The following is a 25526-nucleotide window of genomic DNA, read 5'->3' as shown; positions in this document are numbered from 1 at the left end:
CTTTTTTTCGGGATGAGAGTGTGGTGATGCAGAATAACGCGCGTGTCTTACTGTTGGCGGCTGCCGGTGCGGCCTTTTCTCCGCTGAGCTTTGGCCAACCTGCGGCCGCCGGGCCGATCGTGGTGCAGGGCGCCATGCCGGTGGAGGCGGAACGTTTCGCCCAGCGGTTGGAAAACCCGCGCGAGGAGCAGATTGGCGGCTGGCGCTTTTGGCACGGCACAGTAGACGGCTACCCGGTGGTGGTGTCGGAGACGCTGAAGGGCATGTCCAACGCCGCGGCGGCCACGGCGATCGCCGCCACGCAGTTTCACCCGGTGGCGATCATCAACCAGGGCACCGCCGGCGGCCATGATCCGGCACTGAAAGTATATGACATCGTGCTGGGCAAATATTCGGTCAATCTCGGGGCGTTCAAAACGCCGGCCAAGGCGTTGGGGGCAGGCAGCGACTCGCGGCAGTGGCAGCCGATGGATCTGTTGGCTTCCAAAGGCAGCGCCGGCGAGGACAAAAAGGCGCACAGCCTGCGCCAGTTTCCCGCCGACCCCAACCTGCTGGCGATTGCGCAAAGCGTTAAGAGCGATTACCGACAGGGCAAGGTCGTGGAAGGGGTGATCGGCTCGGCCGACGTGTGGAACAGCGAGCTGGACCGCATTCGCTATTTCCACGACCGCTATCAAACTTCGGTCGAAGAGATGGAGACCGCCTCCGCCGCGCAGATCGCCGCCGAATTCAAGGTGCCGTTCGTCGGCATTCGCGTGTTGTCCAACAACATCACCAATCAGGGCAAATACGATCCGCAAACCGGGCTGGCATGCCAGGATTATGTTTATCAGGTGGTGAAGGCCTATATCGCCAACCTGAAGAAACACTGAGCCATTGCTTCGGTTAATCGACGATATCAGGCGATTGTCACTATTTATCGCCTATTGTAAAGAAGATTAAACCTGTGGCGGGCTTGGCGGTAGTGTATTAGTTTATAGGCGGATTATTTGACAAAACGTGTAGGGATAAAACATGAACAAGGCATCCGTTGTATTTTCCGGCCTGCTGATGGCCGTTTCCGCCGGCGCTATGGCGGCTACCTCTGGCGATGACGCGGATATCAGCAAACAGCCGCTGGAAAAGGTCGCGCCTTACCCGAAAGCCGAGAAGGGCATGAACCGCCAGGTGATCTACCTGCCGAAGCAAGAGCACGAAGAGAACTACAAGGTGGAGCTGCTGATCGGCAAGACGCTGGAGGTGGACTGCAACCGCCACATGATCGGCGGCACGCTGGAAACCAAAACCCTGTCCGGCTGGGGCTACGATTATCTGGTGCTGGAGAAGCTCTCTGAACCGGCCTCGACCATGATGGGCTGCCCGGACAACACCAAGACCAAGCAATTCATCGCCGCCAACCTGGGCGACGCCGCGATGCAGCGCTACAACAGCCGCCTGCCGATCGTGGTGTATGCGCCGAAAGACGCGGAAGTGAAATACCGCATCTGGAAAGCCGAAGATACCGTAAGCCAGGCCGAGCAGAAGTAATCGCCGCCTGACGCCGCTCCGCTTGCCCTGCGCGGCAGGCGGAGACTTTTCCCCGTTACGCTTTCTTTCCGCCCGCCAATACCGCCCGTTCGGTTTCTTCCCCCATGGCGATCAGCCAATCCAACACCGTTGAGAATATCGCATCCTCCTGGCCGTCGGCCTGGGTCATCAGCACGTAATCCGTCCCGTCAGGCGCAAAGCCATATGGCGCCACCAGCGCGCCGTTGACGATGTCATCCGCCACCAGCGCCAAAGGGCCGATGCCGATACCGGCGCCGGCGACCGCCGCCTGCAGGCTGAGATAGAAATGTTCGAAACGCAGCTCGTTGCCCGGCTGAATCTCGAAGCCGCTGTGGGCGCACCAGTCGCGCCAGGCGAACGGTCGCGTCTCGGTGTGGAGCAGGGTGCCGCGCAGTTCACGCCCCGCCGCGGCATGCTCCCGGCGGCAAACCGGGCCGACCCGTTCTTTGAGGAACGGGCGGGCGACCACGTCGTCGGCGATCGGGAAATCGTTGCGGCGAATCGCCAGATCGATGCCTTCGCGCGAGAAGGCGACGGCGCCGCCGGCGGAGACCAGCTGCAGATCGCGCTCTTTCCCCACCGCCTGCTGCAAACCGGCCAGGCGCGGGATCAGCCAGCGGATCAGAAAGGTCGGCTCGCAGGAGATCACCAACGGGCGATTCTGATGATGCCGACAGGCGCGGTCGATCGCCGACTGCAGGTTGTCCAGCCCCCGGCCGATCTCGCTCGCCAGCTCTTGCGCCTGCGGCGTCGGGTGCACCATGCGGCTGGTGCGCTGAAACAGCGCGAATCCCAGGGTCTGCTCGAATTCGCGCACCGCACGGCTGACGGCGCCGTCGGTGACGTTGAGTGATTTGGCGGCTTTCGACACGCTGCCGTACCGCACCGTAGCTTCGAAAGCCCGTAATACCGCTAGGTTAGGCAACCTTCGTTGACGCACTGTGCCCCCTTTTGATTGAGTTTTTGTCAATCATCGATACTACGCAAATCGTTTTTTATTGCCAGCCAAATCCGCCAAAGTGTGCATCACTTTCCACTTACGGATAACTGCGATGATTGCCATTCTCGCCGATGATCTTACCAGCGCGCTCGACGGCGCGGCTCCGTTCGCCGCACGCGGACTGAACGCCTGCGTCATGCTGCGCCTGCCCGATGCCGCGTTGCAGGGCGCGGAGATCGTCGCCTTCGATTTAGATTCCCGCTTCGTTTCGCCGGAGCAGGCGGAGCGGCGTTTTCGCCATGCCGCCGCCAGTGTGAAACCGGCGCGCCTCATCTACAAAACGATCGATTCCACGCTGCGCGGCAATCTGGGGCCGGAAACGCGCGGGGCGCTGACGGGCAGCGGGCGCCGTCTCGCCATCGTTGCGCCGGCCTTCCCGGATGCCGGCCGCACCACGGTGGGCGGCCGACAATACGTCGACGGCGTCGCGCTGGAGCAGACCGCCTTTGCATGCGATCCGAAGAACCCGATCGTCACCGGCTACGTCATGGAGCGCATGGCGGGGCTGGAGCCGACGCGTTTTCAGGTATTCGACGCCGCAGACAACGGCGAGTTGGATGAGGTCGTGAGGCGGATCGGCATTGCCGAACCGGTGGTGTGGGTGGGATCGCCGGGCCTGGCGGCGGCGCTGTCGCGTGCGTTGCCCCCTGAGGAGAACGCGCCGCCCGCTCAACCGCCGCTGAGAGCCAGCAAAGTGCTGGTGGCGATTGGCAGCCTGCATCCGGCGAATGACGTCCAGCTGGCAAGCCTGCGGCAGGCGGGCGCGGTGCTGGTCACGGTGCCTGAAGCGGCCGATCCCGAGGCGGTAGCGCAAGAGGTGCGAGCGGCGTTTGCGCGTGCCGATGTGGTTTGCCTGATTTCGCCCCGGGCGCGAGCGGGTGCGGCGGACCATGCCGCTGTGCTGGGCGCGGTCGTCAGCCGTTGCACGCCAGCCTTCGACGGGCTGGTGGCGACCGGCGGCGATACCGCGCGGCGCATCGTCGACGCTATGGCGGCCGGCTCATTGACGCTGTTCGGTGAGGTGGAACCCGGCGTGCCTTTCGGTTTGTTGAATCTGCCGGGCCGCAGGCTGCCGTTCGCCACCAAGGCGGGCGGTTTTGGCCGGGCCGGTACGTTGTTGAACTGCGTAACCCGGTTGCGCGCTGACCGAGAAGGAGAAGAACAATGACCCTTTCCACCTTGCCGCTGGCGATAACGATGGGCGATCCCGCCGGCATCGGGCCGGAGATCATCGCCAAACTGGCGGCCACAGAGCGGTTGAGCATGCCTTATGTGGTGATTGGCGATGCCGGTGCCCTGGCGCGCGCGGCGGCCAGTCTGGGGCTGACGCTGCCTATCCGCGAACTGCCCGCCTCGCTGGCGGGATGGGACGAAGCCTGGCGGCGAGGGGAGACCGCCGTCTATTCCGCCGGCGTTGCGCTGCCGGCGGACTTGCCCCTCGGCAGGCTCGATCAGCGCGCGGGGGCTGCGTCTTATGCCTGGGTGGTTGCCGCCATCGATCTGGCGCTGGCGGGGCGCATCGCCGGCATCGTCACTGCGCCGCTGAACAAGGAAGCGATGCGCCTGGCGGGGATCGATTATCCGGGGCACACCGAGATCCTGGCGGCGCGATCGGGCACCCAGGACTTCGCCATGATGCTGGCCAATGACGAGCTGCGGGTGATCCTGGTTTCCATTCACGTTTCGCTGCGGGACGCCATCGACGCGGCGACCGTGGAAAACGAGCTGCGCGCGTTTCATCTGGCGCAAACGGCCTGCCGGGCGTTGAGCATAGCGAAACCGCGCATTGCGGTGGCCGGCCTGAATCCGCACGCCGGTGAAAACGGCCTGTTCGGCCGCGAAGATCTTGACGTCATCGTGCCCGCCATCGCCCTGGCGCGGGAACAGGGGTTGGACGTCAGCGGCCCCTGGCCCGGCGATACCGTTTTCATGCGCGCCCGGCGCGGGGAGTTCGACATTGTGGTCGCCCAATATCACGACCAGGGCCTGATCCCGGTGAAATATCTCGGGGTGGATCACGGCGTTAACGTCACCGTCGGCCTGCCGTTTATCCGCACCTCGGTCGACCACGGTACGGCGTTCGATATTGCGGGCAGCGGACGGGCGGAACACGCCAGCCTGCTGTACGCCTTCCGGCAGGCGGAAAAAATGCTGCGCGCCCAATAACTCATATCACCTGAAGACAATAAGGAAACACCATGCACACACCCGAGTTTATTTTCATGCTGACGCACAACGACAGCACGGTGCCCGATGCGCAAGCGCGGCTGCCAGAAGTGCTGGCTGCCGGCGTGAAGCATATCGGCTTTAAGGATATCGGCCTGCCGCTGGATCAACTCAAACAGTTGGCGCAGGCGATCCACGCCGGCGGCGCCACCGCGTACCTGGAAGTGGTCAGCCTGGATGAGGAAAGCGAGATGAATTCGGCGCGCGCGGCGCTGGCGTTGGGCGTTGATGTATTGATGGGGGGAACGCGGCCGGAAAGCGTGCTGCCGATCATTCGTCAGTCTGGCCTTCGCTACTATCCGTTCGCCGGCCGCATCAGCGGCCACCCCAGCGTGCTGGAAGGTGACATTGAAGACATTGTCGCCAGCGCCCGCCAGCGCGCCGCTTTACCGGGCGTGACAGGGCTGGATCTGCTGGCCTACCGCTTCGCCGGCGACGTGCCGACGTTGATTCGACGGGTGTGCGATGCGGTCGACAAACCGGTTTATATCGCCGGCTCTATCGACCGCGAAGATCGCATCGCCGCCGTGGTGACGGGCAATGCGGTTGGCTTCACCGTCGGTACCGCGGCGCTGGACGGCGTGTTTCCCGCCGACAAGCCGGGGCTGACGGCGCAAATCAACGCCGTGAAATGCCTGATTGGCAATGTGATCCGCAAACTGTAACGCGTCGCCATCCGGTTCTTTCCACGGCGATGGGATGGTTATCTCATTCGTTGAATCATTAATTTGCATGGCTTCTCTTTTTTAATGCTCTTGCGAGCAGGCACGCCCTTGGGCGCTCGCCGACGTTTACCCGGCAACACAGCGTGATTGCCGCCAGATTCAATATATATAGAGGGAGTGAAAAATGATTAAAGGGTTAGGGAGTGCCGTTGTGGCGGTGAGCCTGTTGTTAACCGGCTGCGATACCTTCAGCCTGCTGCGCGATCAAAAGATCGCCGACGCTTTTCACGTCGGCGCCGACAAGCGCTCGGTCAGCCGGGATTTCGGCGCGCCGATCGCCACCCTGCCGACGCTGAACGGCCAGGGCGTATGCCACGACTACCACCACCGCTTGCCGAACGGCACCGTGACGCCGTTCTACGTTGGCTTCAGAAACAGCGACGGTAAAGTGGTGGCCTTCGGCCCAACCACCTGCGGGGAAGCGCAGGCCAACGGCAATCTGAACAGTGATGAACCTATCAAACAGCGGTTCTAAACGGGCGTTGCTGCGCCGGCCTGGGGTTTAAAGAACGTCACTTTAGGGAAACCGAACGCTTCGTGAGTGTTGTGCAGGCGTTAATCATTAACTGGCTCAAATTCTTTCTTGTGACGTTAATTAAATTTGTCTTGTCGGCCGACAAACGGCCGAGGCGGCTGAGTCAGGCGTGGTGGACCTTTTTTTGCGGCGTTATTCGCCTTTTTGGGGGTGACGAGAGGGAAAATTATTCGCTGTTGCGGCTGCGGCCTCGGTCACCGATTTTCTGGCGAGTTTGGCTATGAACTGGCTTCGCACAAAGCGATAACGGGCAACAGACGGCTTTTTCAAGGCAACAAAAAACCCGATAATCTTGAACCTAAAAGGCGGGATTATCGGGCTCCACAAAATGGGGACATCAAAGAAAAGCAGTGGCACTAATTCAGACTGCGGTCCCCAACGAAAGTTCTGGCCGGCGACAAAAAAATCAAAATATCCTTATCGCCGAACCATCTCTCCCGCTAATCGATCAGCCGAGTATCCCCGGCCATAGCACCACGATGAGTGAACCCGCCAGCGTTAACAGCACGTTAGCGATGGCGTAGGTACCGGCATAGCCCAGCGCCGGGATATTACTGCGTGCGGTGTCGCTGATGATCTCCATCGCCGGTGCGCAGGTGCGGGCGCCCATAATGGCGCCGAACAGCAGGGCGCGGTTCATGCGCAACACGTAGGCGCCGAACAGGAAGCAGATAACCACCGGCACCAGGCTGACGATCAGCCCGGCGATCAGCATCTGGCCGCCGACCGCGCCCAGGCTGTGGCCGATGCCGGCGCCGGCGCTCAGGCCCACGCCCGCCATAAACACCATCAGGCCGAATTCTTTCACCATGTTCAGCGCGCCCTGCGGAATGTAGCCGAAGGTCGGGTGGTTGGCGCGCAGGAAGCCGAGCATGATGCCGGACATCAGCAGGCCGGCGGCGTTGCCGATGCCGAACGAGAAGTTACTGAACTGAATGGTGATCTGGCCGATCAGCAGGCCGATGATGAAGAAGGCGCAGAATGCCAGCAGGTCGGTCACCTGGCTGTGGATCGAGATAAAGCCAATCTTCTCCGCCACGCTCTTCACCCGGCGCGCGTCGCCGCTCACCTGCAGCACGTCGCCCTTGTTAAGCACGATGCTGTCGTCGATCGGCATTTCGATCTGGCTGCGGATCACGCGGTTGAGGAAGCAGCCGTGGTCGGTCAGCTTCAGCTGGCTCAGGCGCTTGTTCACCGCGTTGCTGTTCTTCACCACGATCTCTTCGGTGACGATGCGCATGTCGAGCAGATCGCGATCGAACACTTCCTTGCCGTTGCGGAAGCTCGGATCCAGCCGCGCGTGGGCGTCCGGGTAGCCGACCAGCGAGATCTCGTCGCCCACCTGCAGCACCGCGTCACCGTCCGGGTTGGCCAGAATGCCGTTGCGGCGGATGCGTTCGATGTAACAGCCGGTCTGGCGGTAGATGCCCAGTTCGCGCAGGTTCTTGCCGTCGGCCCAGGCCACCAGTTCGGGGCCGACGCGGTAGGCGCGGATCACCGGCAGGTAGACCTTGCGCTGGCTGTCGGTGTCCAGGCCGCGTTCGCGGGCGATCTGCTGGGCAGAGGTGGACAGGTCCTGGTGCTGCAGCTTCGGCAGGTAGCGCGCGCCGAAGATCAGGCTGACCAGACCGATCAGGTAGGTGAGGGCGTAGCCAAGGCTCAGATGATCCTGCGCCGCCAGCAGCGCCGGGCCGTTGACGATGGTGTTGCGCAGCGTGTCGCCGGCGCCCACCAGCACCGGCGTCGAGGTCATCGAGCCGGCCAGCATGCCGGCGGTCAGGCCGATGTCCCAGTGGAACAGTTTGCCGAGACCGATGGCGAGCACCATCGCCGAGCCGACCATCACCAGCGCCAGCATCAGGTAGTTTTTGCCGTCGCGAAAGAAAATCGAGAAAAAGTTGGGCCCGGCTTCCACGCCGACGCAGAAAATAAACAGCATAAAGCCGAGATTCAGCGCCTCGGTGTTAATGGCGAAGTGTTGCTGGCCGAGCAGCAGCGAAACCACCAAAACGCCAATGGAATTACCGAGTTGGACGGAGCCCAGACGGAGTTTACCGAGGCACAGCCCCAGTGCGAGTACCACGAACAGTAACAGAATGTAGTTACCGTTTAACAAACTAGCGACGTTTATGTTCACGGAGGATAACTTATTGTTTACCAGTAAGTGCTTGATATAGATAACTATAAGAGATAGATTCAGCCTTAAAACGACGTTATAAATCACCACCAGCGGAAGGCAAAGCGAACCATCGTTCGGCGGCGTTCATTCTAGACGCTATGACCGATGACAGCCAGCACAGAAAGCTGATTTCCTGCGCCGCCGTGCGCATTTAACTCTCTTTTGACCAAGGAAAAAATTCGGTTCAGCGTCACCGCGCGGGTGAGCGGGCCGATTTCTATTGATGCGGTAATTGGGCGGGGGAGAATTCGCATGACGAGTTATAGATATTGGCTGGGCATTCTCAGCTGTTTTCTGTTGTTCAGCCTGGTGTTTCTCGGCCAGCAAACCGGCCTGTTCGGCAGCACGGATCATGAGCACCACGGCGAAACCGGCCTGCTGCTGTTTGTGATCCCCGGTGCGATCGCCAGCTATCTGTCGAGCCGCAAGCGGCTGCTTTGCCCGCTGCTCGGCGCGCTGTATGCGCTGCCGCTGTGCCTGTTGATCCGCCATTTCTGGCTGACGCCGTCCTCTTCGTTCTGGCAGGAGCTGGCGTACGCCACCAGCGCGGTGTTCTGGTGCGTGTTCGGCGCGATGCTGATGCTGTTCGCCCTCGGCCTGTTGCAGACGCTGCAGCAGCTGCACCGGCGGCAGCGGCAATAAAAAAAGGCGCGTTAAGCGCCTTTTTTGTCTTTGTCGTTCAAAAACTTACTGGAACAGGTTCAGGTGTTCTTTGGCGTAAGCTTCGAAATCGGTGCAACCGCCGATGTGCTTCTCATCCAGGAAGATCTGCGGCACGGTTTCAACCGGTTTGCCGACGGTTTTTTCCAGATCGGCCTTGGTGATGCCTTCCGCGTGGATGTCAACGTAACGGAAGTTGAAATCGTCGCGTTCTTCAGTCAGTTTTTCCGCCAGTTCTTTAGCGCGGACACAATAAGGACAGCCAGGACGCCCGAAGATTACTGCAAACATGCAACGCTCCTTAATTGGATTTTCAATAAATTGTTCGCTACCGCAACGACATCCCGTCACCGAAAAAGTCATTACCTGCGTCAGATGGCGCCTACTATGCCCGTTGAGACGGCGAAAAAAAAGCAGGAATTACCTGTTAGTTTGATTCATGTAACCAATTAGTCTGCCGGGACTGTCGCCGCCGACGGGAATTCACTACACTGGAGGCAGACCTTCTGGAGAAGAAAAATATGCGTTCATTCGGTGACTTACCGCGTCCGGTGCTGGTGTTGGAAGGGCTGGGCATCGTGATGCTGGTGCTGGCCTACCTCAGCATTCACGGGCACCTGCAGCTGCCGGGCTGGCTGGCTTCGCAGCAGGCGGCGGTCGGCATGATTTTTCTCGGCGTGGCGCTGATGGTGCCGGCGGCGGCGTTTCTGGTGTGGCGCGTGGTGCAGGGCTTTGGGCCGCTGATGCGCGGCGGGTTGCCGCCGGAAAACGATCGCCGCAAACCGCAATCGAAAGATAATCAGGACAGCGATCCGCGCGCCTGAGCGCCGCGGCCGCTAACCCGCCTGCCGGGCAGGCGTTGGCCTTTGGGGTGACGAGTGAAAATTGCCATTCTTTCTCGCGACGGAACGCTCTACTCATGCAAGCGGCTGCGTGAAGCGGCGGAAGATCGCGGGCACAGCATCGATATCATCGATCCGCTCTCCTGCTACATGAACATCAATCCGGCGGCGCCGACCATTCATTATCGCGGCCGCCAACTGGAGCGTTACGATGCGGTGATCCCGCGCATCGGCTCCGCCATCACCTTTTATGGCACGGCGGTGCTGCGCCAGTTCGAGCTGCTCGGCAGCTACCCGTTAAACGAATCCGTGGCCATTACCCGCGCCCGCGACAAGCTGCGTTCGCTGCAGCTGCTGGCGCGGCAGGGCATCGATCTGCCGATTACCGGCTTTGCCCATTCGCCGGACGATACCGGCGATCTGATCGAACTGGTCGGCGGCGCGCCGTTGGTGGTCAAGCTGGTGGAAGGCACGCAGGGCATCGGCGTGGTGCTGGCGGAAACCCGCCAGGCGGCGGAAAGCGTGATCGACGCCTTTCGCGGGCTGAACGCCCATATCCTGGTGCAGGAGTACGTGCGTGAAGCGCAGGGGCGCGACGTGCGCTGTTTGGTGGTCGGCGGCCGGGTGGTGGCCGCCATCGAACGGCAGGCCAAGCCCGGCGAGTTTCGCTCCAACCTGCACCGCGGCGGCACCGCCCGCAAGGTGACCATCACCGCCAGGGAGCGGGCGATCGCGGTGAAAGCGGCCAGTACGCTGGGGTTGGACGTCGCCGGGGTGGATATCCTGCGCGCCGAGCGCGGCCCGCTGGTGATGGAGGTCAACGCGTCGCCGGGGCTGGAAGGGGTGGAAACCACCACCGGGCTGGACATCGCCGGCATGATGATCGAATACATCGAGCAGCGCGGCCGGCCAGGCTTTCGCCTGAAATCCGGCGGTTGACGGGCGGGCGGCGCGCTTTTCCCGCCGTGCAATATCTGAATTAGTGAATTAAGCCGCATTGATCGTGGCGTATCGGGTGAATATTCCGTAAGCTATGCGCCTTTTCGCGTATTGAATATTGTGAGGCTGGTTATTATGGATTCACTCATTGTCCCCGATTTGGCGCTGTTGCGGCGCTGGCTGGATCAGTCGGGCATCTCTTTCTTTGAGTGCGATTCCTGCCAGGCGCTGCACCTGCCGCACATGCAGAACTTCGACGGCGTGTTCGACGCCAAGATAGATCTGGTGGACAACGTCATTCTGTTTTCCGCGTTGGCCGAGGTGAAGCCGACCGCGCTGATCCCGTTGGTGGCGGACCTGAGCCAGATCAACGCCAGTTCGCTGACCATCAAGGCGTTCGTCGACATTCAGGACGACAACCTGCCGAAGCTGATCGTCTGCCAGTCGTTGAGCGTGGCGGTCGGCATCACCTACGAGCAGTTTACCCACTTCATGCAGCAGGGCGAAGAGCAGGTCTCGATGGTGATCCTCGAGGCGCGGGCGAACGATCTGCTGTTTATGGGTGATGAAGAAGAGATCCCCGCTGGCGCCGTGCGTCAGCCGATGCTGCACTGATCCTCGTCGTACCTTAAGCATGCCGTCGCTCCGGCGGCATGCTGCCGTTATTCCCCTCCGCAATAAAATATTCTGCACTTTGGCCTTTGCCGCCCGATCTTTCTCGCCTTTTGTGCCGTTAATGGCGTATCACATAGAGAAAAACTGCATAAAAAATCGATAAAAGGCGTTTTTTACCCTGGGGGCTGGCGGGTTGCGATGGCAGCGGCTATGCTGCTGATTCTGCAAAGGGCTTGCGATTTCCCTTGTGGCCACGCGAGCAGGGCAGTGAAAAAAGGCGCATGCAATCATATGCATAGCCATTCAGTTCGCGGTTGCAACGATTGCGCTCGATCAGGAAAGGTTTTGTATCGCTGCAGATACAAGTTCAATTCTATGATTCACCCTGTTTTGGAGGAAGTTACGGATGGTCACCCAACGTAAAAAGTGGTTATCGGGTGTGGTTGCCGGCCTGTTGATGGCCGCGTCCGTCACGGCGTCAGCCGAAGAGAAAACGCTGCACGTGTATAACTGGTCCGACTATATCGCGCCGGATACCCTGGCCAAATTCCAGAAAGAAACCGGCATCAAGGTGGTGTACGACGTCTTTGACTCCAACGAAGTGTTGGAAGGCAAATTGATGGCGGGCAGCACCGGTTATGATCTGGTGGTTCCTTCATCCAACTTCCTCGAGCGCCAGTCGCAGGCCGGCATCTTCGAGCCGCTCGACAAGAGCAAGATGCCCAACTACAAGAATCTCGATCCCGAGATGCTGAAGCTGGTGGCGCACAATGACAAGGACAACAAATACGGCATCCCTTACCTGATGGTGACCACCGGCATCGGCTACAATGTCGACAAGGTGAAGGCGGCATTGGGTAAAGACGCGCCGGTCGACAGCTGGGATCTGATCCTCAAGCCGGAAAACCTCGAGAAGCTGAAAAGCTGCGGCGTCTCCTTCCTCGATGCGCCGAGCGAGGTCTACGCCACCGTGCTGCACTACCTGGGCAAAGATCCCAACAGCACCAACGCGGCGGACTATACCGGCGCGGCTAACGATCTGCTGCTGAAGCTGCGGCCGAACATCCGTTACTTCCACTCGTCTCAATACATCAACGATCTGGCGAACGGTGATATCTGCGTGGCGATCGGCTGGTCCGGCGACGTGATGCAGGCGGCCAATCGCGCCAAAGAGGCGAAGAACGGCGTGAACGTGGCCTACGCGATCCCGAAAGAAGGGGCGCTGACCTACTTTGACATGTTCGCCATGCCGGCAGACGCCAAGAACAAAGACGCCGCCTACCAGTTCCTGAACTTCCTGATGAAACCTGACGTGATGGCGGGCATCAGCAACTATGTCTATTACGCCAATGCGGTGAAGGACTCCACGCCGCTGGTGAACGCTGAGGTGCGCAATAACCCGAACGTCTATCCGCCGGCCGATCTGCGCGCCAAGCTGTTCACGCTTAACGTACAGTCGCCGAAGCTGGACCGTGTCATTACCCGCGCATGGACTAAAGTTAAAAGCGGGAAGTGATGATGGGGGGATATCCCCCTATCGTCGGTAAACCGGCAGGCGGGCGCTCCCCGCCTGCATTGCCGTTTTGGGCCACGGCGCTCGCCGTGGTTTTGTGCCGCTTTACGCCGGAGAGCACCCCGATTGAACGACGCCATCCCTCGTCCTCAAGCCAAGTCGCAGAAGGTTTTCACCCCTCTGCTGGAAATCCGTAACCTCACCAAAACCTTCGACGGGCAGAACGCGGTCGAAGACGTCAGCCTTACCATCTACAAGGGCGAGATCTTTGCGCTGCTCGGCCCGTCCGGCTGCGGTAAGTCCACCTTGCTGCGCATGCTGGCCGGTTTCGAGCAGCCCTCGGAAGGGCAGATCGTGCTCGATGGGCAGGATATGTCGCACGTGCCGCCGTACCAGCGGCCGATCAACATGATGTTTCAGTCCTACGCGCTGTTCCCGCACATGACGGTGGAGCAGAACATCGCCTTTGGCCTGAAACAGGACAAAATGCCACGGGCGGCGATCGCCGAGCGGGTGGCGGAAATGCTGGCGCTGGTGCACATGCAAGAGTACGCCAAACGCAAGCCGCACCAGCTTTCCGGCGGCCAGCGGCAGCGGGTGGCGCTGGCGCGCAGCCTGGCCAAGCGGCCGAAGCTGCTGCTGCTGGATGAGCCGATGGGCGCGCTGGACAAGAAACTGCGCGATCGCATGCAGTTGGAAGTGACCGACATTCTCGAGCGCGTCGGCGTCACCTGCGTGATGGTGACGCACGATCAGGAGGAGGCGATGACCATGGCGGGGCGCATCGCCATCATGAACCGCGGCAAGTTCGTGCAGATCGGCGAGCCGGAAGAGATCTACGAGCATCCGAACAGCCGCTTCAGCGCCGAATTTATCGGCTCGGTCAACGTCTTCGACTGCGTATTGCAAGAGCGCCACGACGATGCGCTGATCCTGCAAAGCCCCGGGTTGCGCCATGCGATCAAAGTCGATCCGGACGCCTCTGTGGTGGACGGCGTGCCGATCCAGGTGGCGCTGCGGCCGGAAAAGATCCTGCTGTGCGAACAGGTGCCGGAAGACGGCTGCAACTTCGCGGTGGGAGAAGTGGCGCATATTTCCTACCTGGGCGATCTGTCCATTTATCACGTGAAGCTGCACAGCGGGCAGATTATCAGCGCCCAGCTGCAAAACGGCCACCGTTTCCGCAAGGGGATGCCGACCTGGGGCGATGAAGTGCGTCTGTGCTGGGAAACCGACAGCTGCGTAGTGTTGACGGTGTAGTGGAGCCGGTGAGGAGTAACCCGTATGACCCTGCTTTCTGAACGCACGCCGGAACCGCCGGCCAAAACGCCCGGCACCCTCAAGGCGCTGTTCCACCGCCTGCTGATGGCTCACGGCCGCAAGCTGGTGATCGCGCTGCCGTATTTATGGCTGACGCTGCTGTTCATGCTGCCGTTCCTGATCGTGTTCAAGATCAGCCTGGCGGAGCTGGCGCTGGCGGTGCCGCCTTACACCGAGCTGATGAGCTGGGTGGACGGCAAGCTGAACATCGCGCTCAACTTCGCCAACTACCTGCAGCTGACCGACGATCCGCTGTATATCGACGCCTACCTGCAGTCGCTGCGCGTGGCGGCGGTCTCGACGCTGTGCTGCCTGATCATCGGTTATCCGCTGGCCTGGGCGGTGGCTCACAGCAAGGCATCAACCCGCAACATTCTGCTGCTGCTGGTGATCCTGCCTTCCTGGACCTCGTTCCTGATCCGCGTCTATGCCTGGATGGGCATTCTGAAAAACAACGGCATTCTTAATAACTTCCTGATGTGGCTGGGTGTCATCGATCAGCCGCTGGTGATCCTGCACACCAACCTGGCGGTGTATATCGGCATCGTTTATTCCTATCTGCCGTTTATGGTGCTGCCGATCTACACGGCGCTGATCCGGCTGGATTACTCGCTGGTGGAGGCGTCGCTGGATCTGGGCGCCCGGCCGCTGAAAACTTTCTTCAGCGTGATCGTGCCGCTGACGCGCGGCGGTATCATCCTTCAGCGTGATCGTGCCGCTGACGCGCGGCGGTATCATCGCCGGTTCGATGCTGGTGTTCATTCCGGCGGTGGGGGAGTTCGTGATCCCGGAACTGCTCGGTGGACCGGACAGCATCATGATCGGCCGCGTGCTGTGGCAGGAGTTCTTCAATAACCGCGACTGGCCGGTAGCTTCGGCGGTCGCCACCATCATGCTGCTGTTGCTGATCGTGCCAATTTTGTGGTTCCACAAACACCAGAACAAGGAAATGGGGGGGCAGGCATGAACAACTTGCCGGTAGTGCGTTCACCGTGGCGCATCGCCATCCTGACGATCGGCTTTACCTTCCTGTATGCGCCGATGCTGATGCTGGTGATCTACTCCTTCAACAGCTCCAAGCTGGTGACGGTGTGGGCCGGCTGGTCCACGCGCTGGTATACCGAACTGTTCCACGACTCGGCGATGATCAGCGCGGTGGGGCTCAGCCTGACCATCGCCGCCGCTTCCGCCACCGCCGCGGTGGTACTGGGGGCCATCGCCGCCGTGGTGATGGTGCGCTTCGGCCGCTTTCGCGGTTCGACCGGCTTCGCGTTTATGCTGACTGCGCCGCTGGTGATGCCGGACGTGATCACCGGCCTGTCGCTGCTGCTGCTGTTCGTGGCGATGGGGCACGCCTTCGGCTGGCCGTCGGAGCGCGGCATGTTCACCATCTGGCTGGCGCATGTCACCTTCTGTACCGCTTACGTGGCGGTGGTGATCAGCTCGCGCCTGCGCGAGGTGGATCGCTCAATTGAAGAGGCGGCGATGGACTTGGGGGCGCCGCCGCTGAAGGTGTTCTTCGTCATCACCTTGCCGATGATCGCGCCGGCGCTGATCTCCGGCTGGATGCTGGCGTTCACCCTGTCGCTGGACGACCTGGTGATCGCCAGCTTCGTCTCCGGCCCGGGCGCTACCACGCTGCCGATGCTGGTGTTCTCCAGCGTGCGCATGGGGGTGAATCCGGAAATTAACGCGTTGGCCAGCCTGATCCTGCTGGTGGTGGGCATTCTCGGCCTGATCGCCTGGTGGTTTATGGCGCGCTCGGAAAAACAACGATCGCGCGAATTGCAGCGGGCGGCCCGTAGCTGAATCGTAACAAACCTGCTATTTTTGCAATCAATAAGTATTGCAACTAACTACCTGACTTTAAATGCGCCACCTGTATAGGTGGCGCGTCGTAGCGGAATACGGATATGTCAGACATGCTGAAAAGCGGGCAGGGAATGGGATCGACTTCGGATGCGCCGGTGCCGGTGATGGTGGCGGGTACCGCCATGGTCGCGATCAAATGTATCAGCGTGGTGCTGCTGCTGGGCGAGCTGGGCGTCGACGGCGCGCAGGAGTTCGTCAACACCAGCGCGCAGGCGTGGGATTCTACCTTTATCTTTCTGGCCGGCCTGCTGCTGCTGTGTCTGCAAATCAGCTGCGGCTTTGCCGTGATGCGCGGCCGCAACTGGGGGCGCTGGGGGTATGTAGCCTGCCAGTGCATCGTGGTGCTTTACCTGCTGTTGGCCACCATCGGCAGCGTCTTCCCCGAGGTGTTCACCGTGGAAGGCGAAACCAGTGGCCAAATCCTGCACGTTCTGATCCTGCAAAAGATCCCCGACGCGGTGATCCTGGCGTTGCTGTTTGTTCCCACCGCCAGCCGCCGTTTCTTCGCCGCGCGCAAGTGAGATTTTAGGCGCGCGGAGTGGTAAACTCTGCGCCCTTGATTCGTCATCCTGAACTTCACGGTAATCTTCATGCATTGCGCTTTGTATACGGCGGGCACCTGTCGTTCCTGTCAGTGGCTGGAAAAGCCCTATCCGCAGCAACTGGCCGACAAACAGCATCACCTGCACTCGCTGCTGGCCGGTCGCGACGTCGCGCAGTGGCTGCAGCCGGTGGCGGGGGAACTGAGCGCATTTCGCAATAAAGCCAAGATGGTGGTCAGCGGCAGCGTGGAGCGCCCGCTGCTCGGCATGCTGCACCGCGACGGCACGCCGGCCGATCTGAGCGACTGCCCGCTGTACCCTGCCGGTTTTGCGCCGATGTTCGCGGTGCTGAAAAGCTTTATCGCCCGCGCGGGCCTGACGCCGTACAACGTGGCACGCAAACGCGGCGAGCTGAAGTACCTGCTGCTGACCGAAAGCACGCTCGACGGCGGCGTGATGCTGCGCTTCGTGCTGCGCTCGGAAACCAAGCTGGCGCACCTGCGCGCCGCGCTGCCGTGGCTGCAGCAGCAGTTGCCGCAGCTCAAGGTGATCTCCGCCAATATTCAGCCGGTGCACATGGCGATCATGGAAGGGGAGCGCGAGATTGCGCTGACCGAACAGCAGGCGCTGGAGGAACGGTTCAATCAGGTGCCGCTGTTCATCCGCCCGCAAAGCTTCTTCCAGACCAACCCGCAGGTGGCCGCCGATCTGTATGCCACCGCCCGCGACTGGGTGCGCGCGCTGGGTATCGACAGCATGTGGGATCTGTTCTGCGGCGTCGGCGGTTTCGGCCTGCACTGCGCGCAGCCGCAAACGCGGCTGACCGGCATCGAAATCAGCGCAGAAGCGATCGCCTGCGCGCGCCAGTCGGCGCAGCGGTTAGGGTTGTTGCACGTAGATTTTCAGGCGCTCGATTCCACCCGTTTCGCCACCGCCGAAGGCCAGGTGCCGCAGCTGGTGCTGGTCAACCCGCCGCGGCGCGGCATCGGCCAGGCGCTGTGCGACTACCTGAGCCGGATGGCGCCGGGCTATATTCTCTATTCCAGCTGCAACGCCGAGAGCATGGCGAAAGATATCGAAATGTTGTCGGGGTACCGCATCGAACGGGTGCAGCTGTTCGACATGTTCCCGCATACCGCGCACTACGAAGTGCTGACGCTGTTGGTGCGGCGTTAAAGGCGCTTTTTGGCAGCCGTATAAGCCGCTGAATGTTCGCGTTTGCCCACAGACAGGACCAGAACCACGATCTCCGTTTCCATGACGCGATACACCAAACGAAAGCCTGATGCTCTGAGTTTGATTTTGTAGCAATCGGGCAAACCGGCGAGTTTGTTGGCGGGGACGTGGGGATTAACCAATACCGATACCAGCTTTTTTTTGAACTGTTCCCGGATCACCGGGGACAGTTTTTTAAATTCCTTCAGCGCATGTTCTTCGAATTCAAGCTTATAAGTCATCCAAATTGACCTTAATGCGTTTGCCGTTCATCCGTGAACGAACGATTTCAGCGAGTTCGATATCTTCCAGGTACTCCGCGATAGCCTCCCAGGTTTCCGGTGAGACGTAATATCCCGAAATCTTACCGTTGGTCAGGACGGCGACCGGCTGCCCTTGTGCCTCTTTAAGGGCGGCGTTGGGCGATTTCTTAAAATCGCTGATGCTGACTGCGGAATCGGCAAGAATGGGTTGAACCGTCATGATGTTATCCTTGATGCTAAATTCAGTATCAAATTTAGCACTAACCGGATGGGGTGGCAATCGGATGGAGCCGCCAAAGGATGGCGGCTCCACATGCGAACTTACTGCGGGAACCACTTGTCGTTGATGGCCTTGTAGGTGCCGTCGGCCTTGATGGCGTCCAGCGCGGCGTTCAGCTTGGCCAGCAGCGCCTGGTTGTCCGGGCGCACAGCGATGCCGAGACCGGTGCCGAAGTATTGCGCATCGGTGATGTGCTCGCCGACCGGCGCCAGCTGCGGGTTGGTTTTCAGCCACTCGTTCACCACGGCGGTGTCGCCGAACACGCCGTCGATACGGCCGTTTTTCAGCTCCAGAATGGCGTTTTGGTAGCTGTCGTAAGAGACGGTGTTAATCTCCGGGTGCTTGTCCTGCATGTATTTCTGGTGGGTGGTGCCGTTCTCCATGCCGAGTTTTTTGCCTTTCAGATCCGCCAGCGAGCTGAACTTGCCTTTTTGCGCGATCACGATCGCCGAGTTGGCGTAGTAAGGCTGGGTGAAGGCGACCTGTTTGCTGCGCTCCGGCGTGATATCCATACCGGAAATCACCGCATCGTATTTCTTGAATTTCAGCGCGGCGATCAGGCTGTCGAACGCCTGGTTGGTGAAGGTGCACTGCGCCTGCATCTGCTTGCACAGCGCGTTGGCCAGATCGATATCGAAGCCGACGATCTGGTTATTGGCGTCGAGCGATTCGAACGGCGGGTAGGTGGCGGAGGCGGCGAAGCGGATGGTCTCGGCCGCGGTGGCGTTAAAGGTGATTCCGGCCAACATCGTCGCGGCAAGCAGCAGTTTTTTCATGCGTAGAGCTCCTGTCTGGATCCTGAAAGTGATTTTTCGCTATCGTTTGTTTTTACTGGTAATCGCCAGAGGTTTTTGCGAGGACACCTGCTGATAACCCTGCCATCGAGTGAATTAAAATGCAATGAAAATGATTAAATATTGCCTTGGAGATAAAAAAAGCCCCGCACGACGGCGGGGCTCATGAGGGGAGGCGGCCTCAGTTGCGGCGCTCAAACGCCAGCGCGCGGCGCTCCACCAGCCGCATCAGCAGCGTCAGCAGGCCGTTGACGCACAGGTACACCAGGCCTGCGGCGCCAAACACCATGACGTCGTAAGTGCGGCCGTACATCAGCTGGCTGTAGCCCATCACTTCCATCAGCGTAATGGTGTAAGCCAGCGAGGTGCTTTTGAACACCAGCACCACTTCGTTGGAGTAAGACGACAGCGCGCGCTTGAAGGCGAACGGCAGCAGGATGCGCAGCGTCTGCCGGCGCGACATGCCCAGCGCTTCGCACGACTGCCATTGCCCGGCGGGAATGGCGCGCACCGCGCCGTAGAACAGTTGCGTGGTGTAGGCCGCGCTGTTCAGCGCCAGCGCTATCATCGCGCACAGCCAGGGCTGCGACAGCAGATTCCACAGCCACGGGTAGTCGCGGATCGCCGGGAACTGGCCGGGGCCGTAGTAGATCAGGAAGATCTGCACCAGCAACGGCGTGCCGGTGAACAGCGTCACGTAGATCTTGACCAGCGGCGTCAGGATAGGCGTTTTCAGCGTCAGGATCACCGTCAGCAGCAGCGACAGCACCAGCGCGACGATCAGCGCGGCGACGGTCAGCGTCAGGCTGGTGTGCAACCCTTTGAGGATTTCCGGCAAATACTCAATCATCAGACCGGCCCCCGCTCAAAGCGCGTGGCGCGCAGCTCAATGCGTTTGATGACGTATTGGCTGAACAGCGTCACCAGCAGGTAGATGGCCGCCGCGATCACATACCAGGTAAAAGGCTCCTGGGTGCGGGTGGCGATGCTCTTGGTTTGCAGCATCAGATCGTTCACGCTGATCAGCGACACCAGCGCGGTGTCTTTCAGCAGCACCAGCCACTGGTTGCCGAGGCCGGGCAGGGCGTGGCGCCACATCTGCGGCATGATCAGGCGAAAGAAGATCGCCGCCTTGCCGAGCCCCAGCGCCTGGCCGGACTCCCACTGCCCCTGCGGCACCGCTTTCAGCGCGCCGCGCAGCGTCTGCGAGGCGTAGGCGGAATAGAGCAGGGCCAGAGCGATCACCCCGCACAGGAACGGGCTGACTTCGAAATTGTCGATCGCCAGCTGAATCGGCAGCTGGAACAGACCGAGGTTGAGGGTAAAGCCGTCGGAGAGCATCAGCAGCAGCTGCGACGAACCGAAATAGATAAACAGCACCACCAGGATTTCCGGCAGGCCGCGCAGCACGGTCACCCAGGCGGTGCCGAGCCAGCTGACCGCTTTCCAGCGGGACGATTCCCATACGGCGAACAGCATCGCCAGAATCAGCCCGAGGATCAGGGCGCAAACGGCAAGGCCGACGGTCATGCCGGCGGCGCTTGCTAAAGGTTGAAATTCATTCATCGGGGCGTATTACTGCTGGAACCATTTTTTGTAGATGGTTTCATAGGTCCCATCCTGCTTGATCTTGTCCAGAGCGGCGTTGAACTTGCCCTGCAGCTCGGTGTTCTTCTGGCGTACCGCGATGCCGAGGCCGGTGCCGAAGTAGTCTTTATCCGTGACTTTGGCGCCCACTGCCGCCAGCGCGTCATTCTGCTTCAGCCACTCGTTAACCACCGCGGTATCGCCGAACACCGCATCAACGCGGCCGTTCTTCAGATCCAAAATGGCGTTCTGGTAGCTGTCGTAAGGCACGGTGGTGATTTCCGGGTGCTTGTCGGTCAGGTATTTCTGGTGAGTGGTGCCGTTTTGCACACCCACTTTCTTGCCTTTCAGCGCCGCCACGTCGGCGATTTTGCCTTTCTGCGCGATGAACAGCGCCGAATTATCGTAGTACGGCTTGGTGAACAGCACCTGCTTTTCACGTTCCGGCGTAATGTCCATGCCGGCCATCACCGCATCGAAACGCTTGAATTTAAGGCTTGGGATCAGGCTGTCGAACGCCTGGTTGGTGAAGGTGCACTCGGCCTGCATCTCTTTGCACAGCGCGTTGGCCAGATCGACATCAAAACCCTGAATCTTGTTGCCGGCGTCAATAAATTCAAATGGAGGATAGGAGGCTTCGGTAGCGAAACGGATGGTTTCGGCTGCGGAGGCGGAAACGCTGATGCCGGCCAGAACGGCGGCGATTATTAGTTTTTTCATCGCAAACTCCCCAAATTACAGCAAGTTAATTGTTAGTGTGATAAGTAGTTGGCAAACTCGGTGGTCCGCGGCTGCGTGAAGTGGCTGCTGTCGCCTTGCTCCACCACGTGGCCGTTTTCCATGTACACCACGCGGCTGGCGGTCTTGCGCGCCACTTCCACTTCGTGGGTGACGATCACCTGCGTGATGCCGGTGCCGGCCAGTTCGCGAATGATGCTGACGATCTGAGCGGTGATTTCCGGATCCAGCGCCGCGGTCGGTTCATCGAACAGCAGCACCTGCGGTTCCATCATCAGGGCGCGGGCGATTGCCACGCGCTGCTGCTGGCCGCCGGAAAGGTGCAGCGGGAAGCGATCGGCGAAGTCGGTCAGGCGCAGGCGCTTGAGCAGCTTGTCGGCGCGCTCCATCGCCTGAGCCTTGGTCAGACCCAGCACGCGGCAAGGCGCTTCGATCAGGTTCTGAACCACGGTGAGGTGAGGCCACAGGTTGTATTGCTGGAACACCATGCCGACATTTTGACGCAGTTCGCGAATGGCTTTCTCGCCAGGCGCCTGCTTGAAGTCGAATTGGTTGCCGGCGATCTGCAGTTGGCCCGAACGCGGCATTTCCAGCAGGTTCAGCACCCGCAGCAATGAACTTTTCCCGGCGCCGCTTGGGCCAAGCAGCACCAGGGTTTCCCCGGCTGGACAATCCAGCGTGATGTCAAACAGCGCCTGGTGAGCGCCGTAATAGCAATTGATACCGTTAAGTTGAATACTCATGCGCCAGAATTGAATAGACATTGATGCCGCAAATGTTAACTTCCACAGAATACTTATGCAATATTTGTGCGTTAAAATTTATGAGTGTGCGGCGGGACAGTAAAAGATTAGCACAAGATACCGCGACTCAAGCCGAGGGAGGGGATTTGTGGTGCAGGCTGTGAGATCGGTAGCGAAATTTTTTCTATTGGACGAAATCTGAGCGGCAGGCGGGGGGCGGGGATGGCCGACGCGGCAAACCCGCGTCGGCCTGGGGATCGCGGGTTACTGGTTTTCCAACACCTGGCGCACGCTGCCGTTGGTGGCATGCGCTGGAACATTCAGGTAGCGAATATCATCAACCACCCAGCAGGTGCCTTCGCGCACCATCAGCACTTCGTCCTGCCAGTTCACGGTGCTGTTGGCGTCTTTTTGGTAGCTCAAGTCGACGCGCAGCGGGATGTTTTTCGCATCGGTGTTAGGAATGGTCGAGGCGCTGGCGACGGACGCGCTGCTTGGCCCCTGCGCATTGCCGGAGAACAAGTCGCCGGTGATCCGATGCTTGCCTAGGTTCTGGGCGGCGCTGACCAGATCCTGATACAGCACTTTGCTCAGGTAAGGCTGCAGCTGCGCCAGGCGGTTACTGTCCGGCAGGCCGGCGCCCTGCTGGATGCGCAGGTCATAGAACTTTTGCGCGACCGTATCCGGGCCGCCTTCCACACAGCTGCCGCTGCGGGTGCCGATATCCTTGTATGCCGGTTCCACCGTGGTACAGGCACTCAGCAACAGCGCTAAGGGTAAAACAGCCGCAATCGTTTTTGTTTTCATCTTATTACCTTATGTGAAAGTCTCTACCATGAAGACCGATAGCTTACAGTATAAATGCGTTTTTTGGCCTTGCATTCGTACTGCGTGCCATTGATTAAGCGAACATAACGCTAATCTTCTGGTCATAGATACGTTGAATTAATCAAACAAGGAATTCTGATGCAGCTTTCAACTACCCCGACCCTGGAAGGGTTCACCATCACCGAATACTGCGGCGTGGTCACCGGCGAAGCGATCCTCGGCGCCAACATCTTTCGTGATTTCTTCGCCGGCGTGCGCGATATCGTCGGCGGCCGCTCGGGCGCTTATGAGAAAGAGCTGCGCAAGGCGCGCTTGATCGCGTTCGAAGAGCTGGAAGATCAGGCGAAAGAGCTGGGCGCCAACGCGGTGGTCGGCATCGATATCGATTATGAAACCGTTGGCAAAGACGGCAGCATGCTGATGGTGACCGTCAGCGGCACCGCGGTGAAAGCCAGCCGCTAATCCCACTCCCCAACGCCCTGGCGCGTCCGGGGCGTTTTACTTTGTCCGACGGTGGCTTCCGTGGCGATTATTGATTAACGTTAACGCTATATCAGGTCATCACATCACAGGGAGGATAAGTGAAAATTTGGCCAGGGATCATCGCCGCCGCGCTGCTGGCGGGATGCCAAAATCCGCAGCAGGACACGCTCGTCGATCGCGGCGCTTACCAGCTCGAAACCCTGCATCAGGCGCAGGGCGCGGATCAACGCATCCGCTTTCTGGTGATGCACTACACGGCGGAAGACTTCCACTCATCGCTGAAAACGCTGACCGACGAACACGTCAGCGCGCATTATCTGCTGCCGGCGCATCCGCAGCGCGAACACGGTAAACCGACGGTGTTCCGCCTGGTGCCGGAAGCGATGCGCGCCTGGCATGCCGGCGCCAGCGCCTGGCGCGGCCGCAGCAACCTCAATGACACCTCGATCGGCATCGAAATCGTCAACAAGGGCTTCACCCGCAGCATGCTGTTCACCCACTGGCAGCCCTATACGGCGGAGCAGATCGCCGTGCTGATCCCGCTGAGCCGCGACATCATCCAACGCTATGGCATCCAGCCGCAGGACGTGGTGGGGCACAGCGACATCGCGCCGCAGCGCAAACAGGATCCCGGCCCGCTGTTCCCCTGGCGGCAGCTGGCCCAGGCCGGCATCGGCGCCTGGCCGGACGAACGCGACGTGCAGCGTTTGCTGGCGGGGCGCGATCGCCATGCGCCGGTACCGATGGCGCCGCTGCTCGAAAAGCTGGCGCGTTACGGCTACGCGATCGACCCGTCGTGGAATGCGCGGCAGCAGCGCAATGTGCTGGCGGCGTTTCAGATGCACTTCCGGCCCGACGATGTGCGCGGCGAACCGGATGCGGAGAGTGAAGCGATTGTCGATGCGCTGCTGGTGAAGTACGGCGCGGCGCGTTGATTACAGGCCGTGCAGCTTGCCGTGATCTTTCAGCCAGCGGGCGGTGCGCGCGATGCCTTCTTCCAGCGAGACGATCGGCTGATAGCCCAGCTCTTGCTGTGCGCGGGTGGTATCGAGCGTGAGGTCGAAATTGAGTTTGGCGACGCCGTAGTGGGTCAGCACCGGCTCCTTTTCGCTTTTGCTGCCGAGGCGCTCCATGCCGCGGGCCATCATGTCGAGCATCGGATAGGGGACGGAGCGGATATGGCACTTCATGCCCAAATCGTCGATCAGCTGCTGCACCACGGTGCGAAGCGGGCGCGGCTGCTGGTTGGTGATGTTGTAGGCGCGGCCGGACGGCGTATCTTCTTTTAGCGTCGCCAGCCACATGGCGTGCACCGCATTCTCCAGGTACGTCATGTCCACCATCGCCGCGCCGCCGCGCGGCAGCAGCAGGTTGCCGTAGCGTTTGATCATCTGCAGCAGCCGCGGCAGCATCACCTTGTCGTGCGGCCCGAACAATCCCTGCGGGCGCAGAATGGTGAAATGGGTCTGCGGATTGGACAGCGCCAGCTGCTGGATCACCTGCTCGCCGGCGGCCTTGCTGCGCGCGAACTCGTTGGCGTAGCGCTGCGGGCGAAAGTCTTCGGTCACGTTGCGGTGATGGTGGTAATCGAAATAGATCGCCGGGGAAGAGATGTGAATGAACTGCGCCACGCCGTAGGCCGCCGCCCATTCGCCGAGGCGGCGGGTGGCGCGGACGTTGGCCAGTTCGAAGGCCTCTTCGGTGCCCCAGGGCGAGGTGAAGCTGGAGCAGTGCCACAGCACGTCGACGTCCGTCAGCATCGCCTTGGCCTGCGAAGAGATCAGATTGGTGAGATCGGCATGAATGAACTCCGCGCCCATTTTTTCCAGCAGGCCGCCCATCGCCTGGTTGCGGCCGGTGGCGCGCACTTTGATGCCCTGACGGCGCAGATATTCGACGGCGTTACGGCCTAACCCACTGGTGGCACCGGTGACCAATACCTTCATAACGGACTCTATTCTCACCCAAAATCGGAATACCGGCGGGCGCTTGCGGCGCTCCCAGCAAATAAGATGCCATTCTTCCGTGATTTCGTGCGCTATGCAATCGGAAAGCCCCGAAGCACAGCGGCAAACTGTG

At 60.4% G+C, this 25526-nt stretch carries 29 protein-coding genes and 1 pseudogene; 18 read left to right on the top strand and 12 right to left on the bottom strand.

Going from position 1 to position 25526, the window contains the following annotated elements:
* The first annotated feature begins 26 nt into the window (after positions 1-26).
* Both ACF8MC_RS17150 and eco read left to right on the top strand, forming a co-directional pair.
* Entirely contained in the window at positions 27-872 is an 846-nt protein-coding gene (locus ACF8MC_RS17150) for a 5'-methylthioadenosine/S-adenosylhomocysteine nucleosidase (RefSeq protein WP_103830104.1), read from the top strand.
* Between the two features lie 142 nt (positions 873-1014).
* On the top strand, positions 1015-1527 hold the full coding sequence (gene eco / locus ACF8MC_RS17145; protein WP_033637803.1) for a serine protease inhibitor ecotin: 513 nt from the start codon (positions 1015-1017) through the stop codon (positions 1525-1527).
* Positions 1528-1582: 55 nt separating this feature from the next.
* On the opposite strand, the gene ACF8MC_RS17140 is transcribed toward eco, so the two are convergent.
* The gene (locus ACF8MC_RS17140) at positions 1583-2488 is read right to left on the bottom strand and encodes a LysR family transcriptional regulator (RefSeq protein WP_053091702.1); all 906 of its coding nucleotides are present in this window, start codon (positions 2486-2488) and stop codon (positions 1583-1585) included.
* Between the two features lie 58 nt (positions 2489-2546).
* On the opposite strand from ACF8MC_RS17140, the gene ACF8MC_RS17135 reads away from it, so the two are divergent.
* The 4 genes from ACF8MC_RS17135 to ACF8MC_RS17120 all read left to right on the top strand — a co-directional run bounded on the left by ACF8MC_RS17135 (position 2547) and on the right by ACF8MC_RS17120 (position 5974).
* A complete protein-coding gene (locus ACF8MC_RS17135; RefSeq protein WP_164104745.1) occupies positions 2547-3716 on the top strand; it encodes a four-carbon acid sugar kinase family protein in 1170 nt (389 codons plus the stop codon).
* On the top strand, positions 3713-4714 hold the full coding sequence (gene pdxA / locus ACF8MC_RS17130) for a 4-hydroxythreonine-4-phosphate dehydrogenase PdxA (RefSeq protein ID WP_164104746.1): 1002 nt from the start codon (positions 3713-3715) through the stop codon (positions 4712-4714). Before ACF8MC_RS17135 ends, pdxA begins: the two co-directional genes overlap by 4 nt.
* A gap of 32 nt (positions 4715-4746) precedes the next feature.
* Positions 4747-5439 (top strand): 4-hydroxythreonine-4-phosphate dehydrogenase, encoded by a 693-nt coding sequence (locus tag ACF8MC_RS17125; protein WP_164097789.1) that lies wholly within the window; start codon positions 4747-4749, stop codon positions 5437-5439.
* Positions 5440-5623: 184 nt separating this feature from the next.
* Positions 5624-5974, top strand: a complete 351-nt coding sequence (locus ACF8MC_RS17120; protein ID WP_144335939.1) for a hypothetical protein — start codon at positions 5624-5626, stop codon at positions 5972-5974.
* Positions 5975-6482: 508 nt separating this feature from the next.
* Here the strand turns inward: ACF8MC_RS17120 and ACF8MC_RS17115 are convergent.
* A complete protein-coding gene (locus ACF8MC_RS17115) occupies positions 6483-8171 on the bottom strand; it encodes an aspartate:alanine antiporter (RefSeq protein WP_047728000.1) in 1689 nt (562 codons plus the stop codon).
* Positions 8172-8465: 294 nt separating this feature from the next.
* On the opposite strand from ACF8MC_RS17115, the gene ACF8MC_RS17110 reads away from it, so the two are divergent.
* Positions 8466-8855: an inner membrane protein YbjM gene (locus ACF8MC_RS17110; protein ID WP_033637808.1), complete on the top strand. Its 390-nt coding sequence runs from the start codon at positions 8466-8468 to the stop codon at positions 8853-8855.
* Positions 8856-8900: 45 nt separating this feature from the next.
* On the opposite strand, the gene ACF8MC_RS17105 is transcribed toward ACF8MC_RS17110, so the two are convergent.
* Complete coding sequence (locus ACF8MC_RS17105) at positions 8901-9164, bottom strand: GrxA family glutaredoxin (protein ID WP_004938676.1); 264 nt, start codon at positions 9162-9164, stop codon at positions 8901-8903.
* A gap of 230 nt (positions 9165-9394) precedes the next feature.
* Here ACF8MC_RS17105 and ACF8MC_RS17100 point away from each other — a divergent pair, with 230 nt between their 5' ends.
* The 9 genes and pseudogenes from ACF8MC_RS17100 to rlmC all read left to right on the top strand — a co-directional run bounded on the left by ACF8MC_RS17100 (position 9395) and on the right by rlmC (position 17692).
* Positions 9395-9697, top strand: a complete 303-nt coding sequence (locus ACF8MC_RS17100; protein WP_033646672.1) for a YbjC family protein — start codon at positions 9395-9397, stop codon at positions 9695-9697.
* 54 nt (positions 9698-9751) lie between these two features.
* Positions 9752-10654, top strand: coding sequence for a 30S ribosomal protein S6--L-glutamate ligase (rimK, locus tag ACF8MC_RS17095; protein ID WP_033637810.1), 903 nt, complete (start codon positions 9752-9754; stop codon positions 10652-10654).
* Between the two features lie 135 nt (positions 10655-10789).
* Positions 10790-11269: a YbjN domain-containing protein gene (locus tag ACF8MC_RS17090; protein ID WP_004938666.1), complete on the top strand. Its 480-nt coding sequence runs from the start codon at positions 10790-10792 to the stop codon at positions 11267-11269.
* 406 nt (positions 11270-11675) lie between these two features.
* Complete coding sequence (potF, locus tag ACF8MC_RS17085) at positions 11676-12785, top strand: spermidine/putrescine ABC transporter substrate-binding protein PotF (protein WP_033637811.1); 1110 nt, start codon at positions 11676-11678, stop codon at positions 12783-12785.
* Between the two features lie 123 nt (positions 12786-12908).
* Positions 12909-14042, top strand: a complete 1134-nt coding sequence (gene potG, locus ACF8MC_RS17080; protein ID WP_033637812.1) for a putrescine ABC transporter ATP-binding subunit PotG — start codon at positions 12909-12911, stop codon at positions 14040-14042.
* A 24-nt stretch (positions 14043-14066) separates the two neighbouring features.
* A pseudogene (locus tag ACF8MC_RS17075) lies at positions 14067-15069 on the top strand (putrescine ABC transporter permease PotH).
* Entirely contained in the window at positions 15066-15911 is an 846-nt protein-coding gene (gene potI / locus ACF8MC_RS17070) for a putrescine ABC transporter permease PotI (protein WP_016928360.1), read from the top strand. The pseudogene ACF8MC_RS17075 and the gene potI overlap by 4 nt, the downstream one beginning before the upstream one ends.
* A gap of 104 nt (positions 15912-16015) precedes the next feature.
* Positions 16016-16495: a YbjO family protein gene (locus ACF8MC_RS17065; RefSeq protein ID WP_048321404.1), complete on the top strand. Its 480-nt coding sequence runs from the start codon at positions 16016-16018 to the stop codon at positions 16493-16495.
* Between the two features lie 69 nt (positions 16496-16564).
* Complete coding sequence (gene rlmC, locus ACF8MC_RS17060) at positions 16565-17692, top strand: 23S rRNA (uracil(747)-C(5))-methyltransferase RlmC (protein WP_049213122.1); 1128 nt, start codon at positions 16565-16567, stop codon at positions 17690-17692.
* Here rlmC and ACF8MC_RS17055 read toward each other — a convergent pair.
* From ACF8MC_RS17055 to ACF8MC_RS17020, 8 genes are all read right to left on the bottom strand, one after another.
* Positions 17689-17973 (bottom strand): type II toxin-antitoxin system RelE/ParE family toxin, encoded by a 285-nt coding sequence (locus ACF8MC_RS17055; RefSeq protein ID WP_041034302.1) that lies wholly within the window; start codon positions 17971-17973, stop codon positions 17689-17691. The two genes, rlmC and ACF8MC_RS17055, sit on opposite strands and share 4 nt — an antisense overlap.
* The gene (locus tag ACF8MC_RS17050; protein ID WP_004928423.1) at positions 17963-18214 is read right to left on the bottom strand and encodes a type II toxin-antitoxin system Phd/YefM family antitoxin; all 252 of its coding nucleotides are present in this window, start codon (positions 18212-18214) and stop codon (positions 17963-17965) included. Before ACF8MC_RS17050 ends, ACF8MC_RS17055 begins: the two co-directional genes overlap by 11 nt.
* Positions 18215-18315: 101 nt before the next feature.
* Entirely contained in the window at positions 18316-19050 is a 735-nt protein-coding gene (gene artJ / locus ACF8MC_RS17045; RefSeq protein WP_033637816.1) for an arginine ABC transporter substrate-binding protein, read from the bottom strand.
* A gap of 199 nt (positions 19051-19249) precedes the next feature.
* The gene (artM, locus tag ACF8MC_RS17040; protein WP_033637817.1) at positions 19250-19918 is read right to left on the bottom strand and encodes an arginine ABC transporter permease ArtM; all 669 of its coding nucleotides are present in this window, start codon (positions 19916-19918) and stop codon (positions 19250-19252) included.
* Entirely contained in the window at positions 19918-20634 is a 717-nt protein-coding gene (gene artQ, locus ACF8MC_RS17035; RefSeq protein ID WP_033637818.1) for an arginine ABC transporter permease ArtQ, read from the bottom strand. Before artQ ends, artM begins: the two co-directional genes overlap by 1 nt.
* A 9-nt stretch (positions 20635-20643) precedes the next feature.
* Positions 20644-21375, bottom strand: coding sequence for an arginine ABC transporter substrate-binding protein (gene artJ / locus ACF8MC_RS17030; RefSeq protein ID WP_033637819.1), 732 nt, complete (start codon positions 21373-21375; stop codon positions 20644-20646).
* A gap of 32 nt (positions 21376-21407) precedes the next feature.
* Entirely contained in the window at positions 21408-22136 is a 729-nt protein-coding gene (artP, locus tag ACF8MC_RS17025; protein WP_038884338.1) for an arginine ABC transporter ATP-binding protein ArtP, read from the bottom strand.
* 264 nt (positions 22137-22400) lie between these two features.
* Positions 22401-22943: a lipoprotein gene (locus tag ACF8MC_RS17020; RefSeq protein ID WP_049197171.1), complete on the bottom strand. Its 543-nt coding sequence runs from the start codon at positions 22941-22943 to the stop codon at positions 22401-22403.
* A gap of 159 nt (positions 22944-23102) precedes the next feature.
* Here ACF8MC_RS17020 and ACF8MC_RS17015 point away from each other — a divergent pair, with 159 nt between their 5' ends.
* Both ACF8MC_RS17015 and ACF8MC_RS17010 read left to right on the top strand, forming a co-directional pair.
* Complete coding sequence (locus ACF8MC_RS17015; RefSeq protein ID WP_033637822.1) at positions 23103-23426, top strand: heavy metal-binding domain-containing protein; 324 nt, start codon at positions 23103-23105, stop codon at positions 23424-23426.
* 119 nt (positions 23427-23545) lie between these two features.
* Complete coding sequence (locus tag ACF8MC_RS17010; protein WP_049197174.1) at positions 23546-24382, top strand: N-acetylmuramoyl-L-alanine amidase; 837 nt, start codon at positions 23546-23548, stop codon at positions 24380-24382.
* On the opposite strand, the gene ACF8MC_RS17005 is transcribed toward ACF8MC_RS17010, so the two are convergent.
* Positions 24383-25393 (bottom strand): NAD(P)-dependent oxidoreductase, encoded by a 1011-nt coding sequence (locus tag ACF8MC_RS17005; protein ID WP_033646660.1) that lies wholly within the window; start codon positions 25391-25393, stop codon positions 24383-24385.
* Positions 25394-25526 lie beyond the last annotated feature (133 nt).

This window comes from Serratia sp. LACPHL-BACT-2024-00286 (assembly GCF_043109535.1).
GTDB lineage: Bacteria > Pseudomonadota > Gammaproteobacteria > Enterobacterales > Enterobacteriaceae > Serratia > Serratia sarumanii.
The sequence above is the reverse complement of the archived record's forward strand: the minus strand, read 5'-3'. Positions and strand labels throughout refer to the sequence as shown.

Coding starts and splice junctions, on each gene's coding strand:
- ACF8MC_RS17150 (WP_103830104.1), top strand. CDS start 27: ATGCAGAATAACGCGCGTGTCTTACTGTTGGCGGCTGCCGGTGCGGCC.
- eco (WP_033637803.1), top strand. CDS start 1,015: ATGAACAAGGCATCCGTTGTATTTTCCGGCCTGCTGATGGCCGTTTCC.
- pdxA (WP_164104746.1), top strand. CDS start 3,713: ATGACCCTTTCCACCTTGCCGCTGGCGATAACGATGGGCGATCCCGCC.
- ACF8MC_RS17125 (WP_164097789.1), top strand. CDS start 4,747: ATGCACACACCCGAGTTTATTTTCATGCTGACGCACAACGACAGCACG.
- ACF8MC_RS17120 (WP_144335939.1), top strand. CDS start 5,624: ATGATTAAAGGGTTAGGGAGTGCCGTTGTGGCGGTGAGCCTGTTGTTA.
- ACF8MC_RS17110 (WP_033637808.1), top strand. CDS start 8,466: ATGACGAGTTATAGATATTGGCTGGGCATTCTCAGCTGTTTTCTGTTG.
- ACF8MC_RS17105 (WP_004938676.1), bottom strand. CDS start 9,164: ATGTTTGCAGTAATCTTCGGGCGTCCTGGCTGTCCTTATTGTGTCCGC.
- ACF8MC_RS17100 (WP_033646672.1), top strand. CDS start 9,395: ATGCGTTCATTCGGTGACTTACCGCGTCCGGTGCTGGTGTTGGAAGGG.
- ACF8MC_RS17090 (WP_004938666.1), top strand. CDS start 10,790: ATGGATTCACTCATTGTCCCCGATTTGGCGCTGTTGCGGCGCTGGCTG.
- potF (WP_033637811.1), top strand. CDS start 11,676: ATGGTCACCCAACGTAAAAAGTGGTTATCGGGTGTGGTTGCCGGCCTG.
- potI (WP_016928360.1), top strand. CDS start 15,066: ATGAACAACTTGCCGGTAGTGCGTTCACCGTGGCGCATCGCCATCCTG.
- ACF8MC_RS17065 (WP_048321404.1), top strand. CDS start 16,016: ATGTCAGACATGCTGAAAAGCGGGCAGGGAATGGGATCGACTTCGGAT.
- rlmC (WP_049213122.1), top strand. CDS start 16,565: ATGCATTGCGCTTTGTATACGGCGGGCACCTGTCGTTCCTGTCAGTGG.
- ACF8MC_RS17055 (WP_041034302.1), bottom strand. CDS start 17,973: ATGACTTATAAGCTTGAATTCGAAGAACATGCGCTGAAGGAATTTAAA.
- ACF8MC_RS17050 (WP_004928423.1), bottom strand. CDS start 18,214: ATGACGGTTCAACCCATTCTTGCCGATTCCGCAGTCAGCATCAGCGAT.
- artJ (WP_033637816.1), bottom strand. CDS start 19,050: ATGAAAAAACTGCTGCTTGCCGCGACGATGTTGGCCGGAATCACCTTT.
- artM (WP_033637817.1), bottom strand. CDS start 19,918: ATGATTGAGTATTTGCCGGAAATCCTCAAAGGGTTGCACACCAGCCTG.
- artQ (WP_033637818.1), bottom strand. CDS start 20,634: ATGAATGAATTTCAACCTTTAGCAAGCGCCGCCGGCATGACCGTCGGC.
- artJ (WP_033637819.1), bottom strand. CDS start 21,375: ATGAAAAAACTAATAATCGCCGCCGTTCTGGCCGGCATCAGCGTTTCC.
- artP (WP_038884338.1), bottom strand. CDS start 22,136: ATGAGTATTCAACTTAACGGTATCAATTGCTATTACGGCGCTCACCAG.
- ACF8MC_RS17020 (WP_049197171.1), bottom strand. CDS start 22,943: ATGAAAACAAAAACGATTGCGGCTGTTTTACCCTTAGCGCTGTTGCTG.
- ACF8MC_RS17015 (WP_033637822.1), top strand. CDS start 23,103: ATGCAGCTTTCAACTACCCCGACCCTGGAAGGGTTCACCATCACCGAA.
- ACF8MC_RS17005 (WP_033646660.1), bottom strand. CDS start 25,393: ATGAAGGTATTGGTCACCGGTGCCACCAGTGGGTTAGGCCGTAACGCC.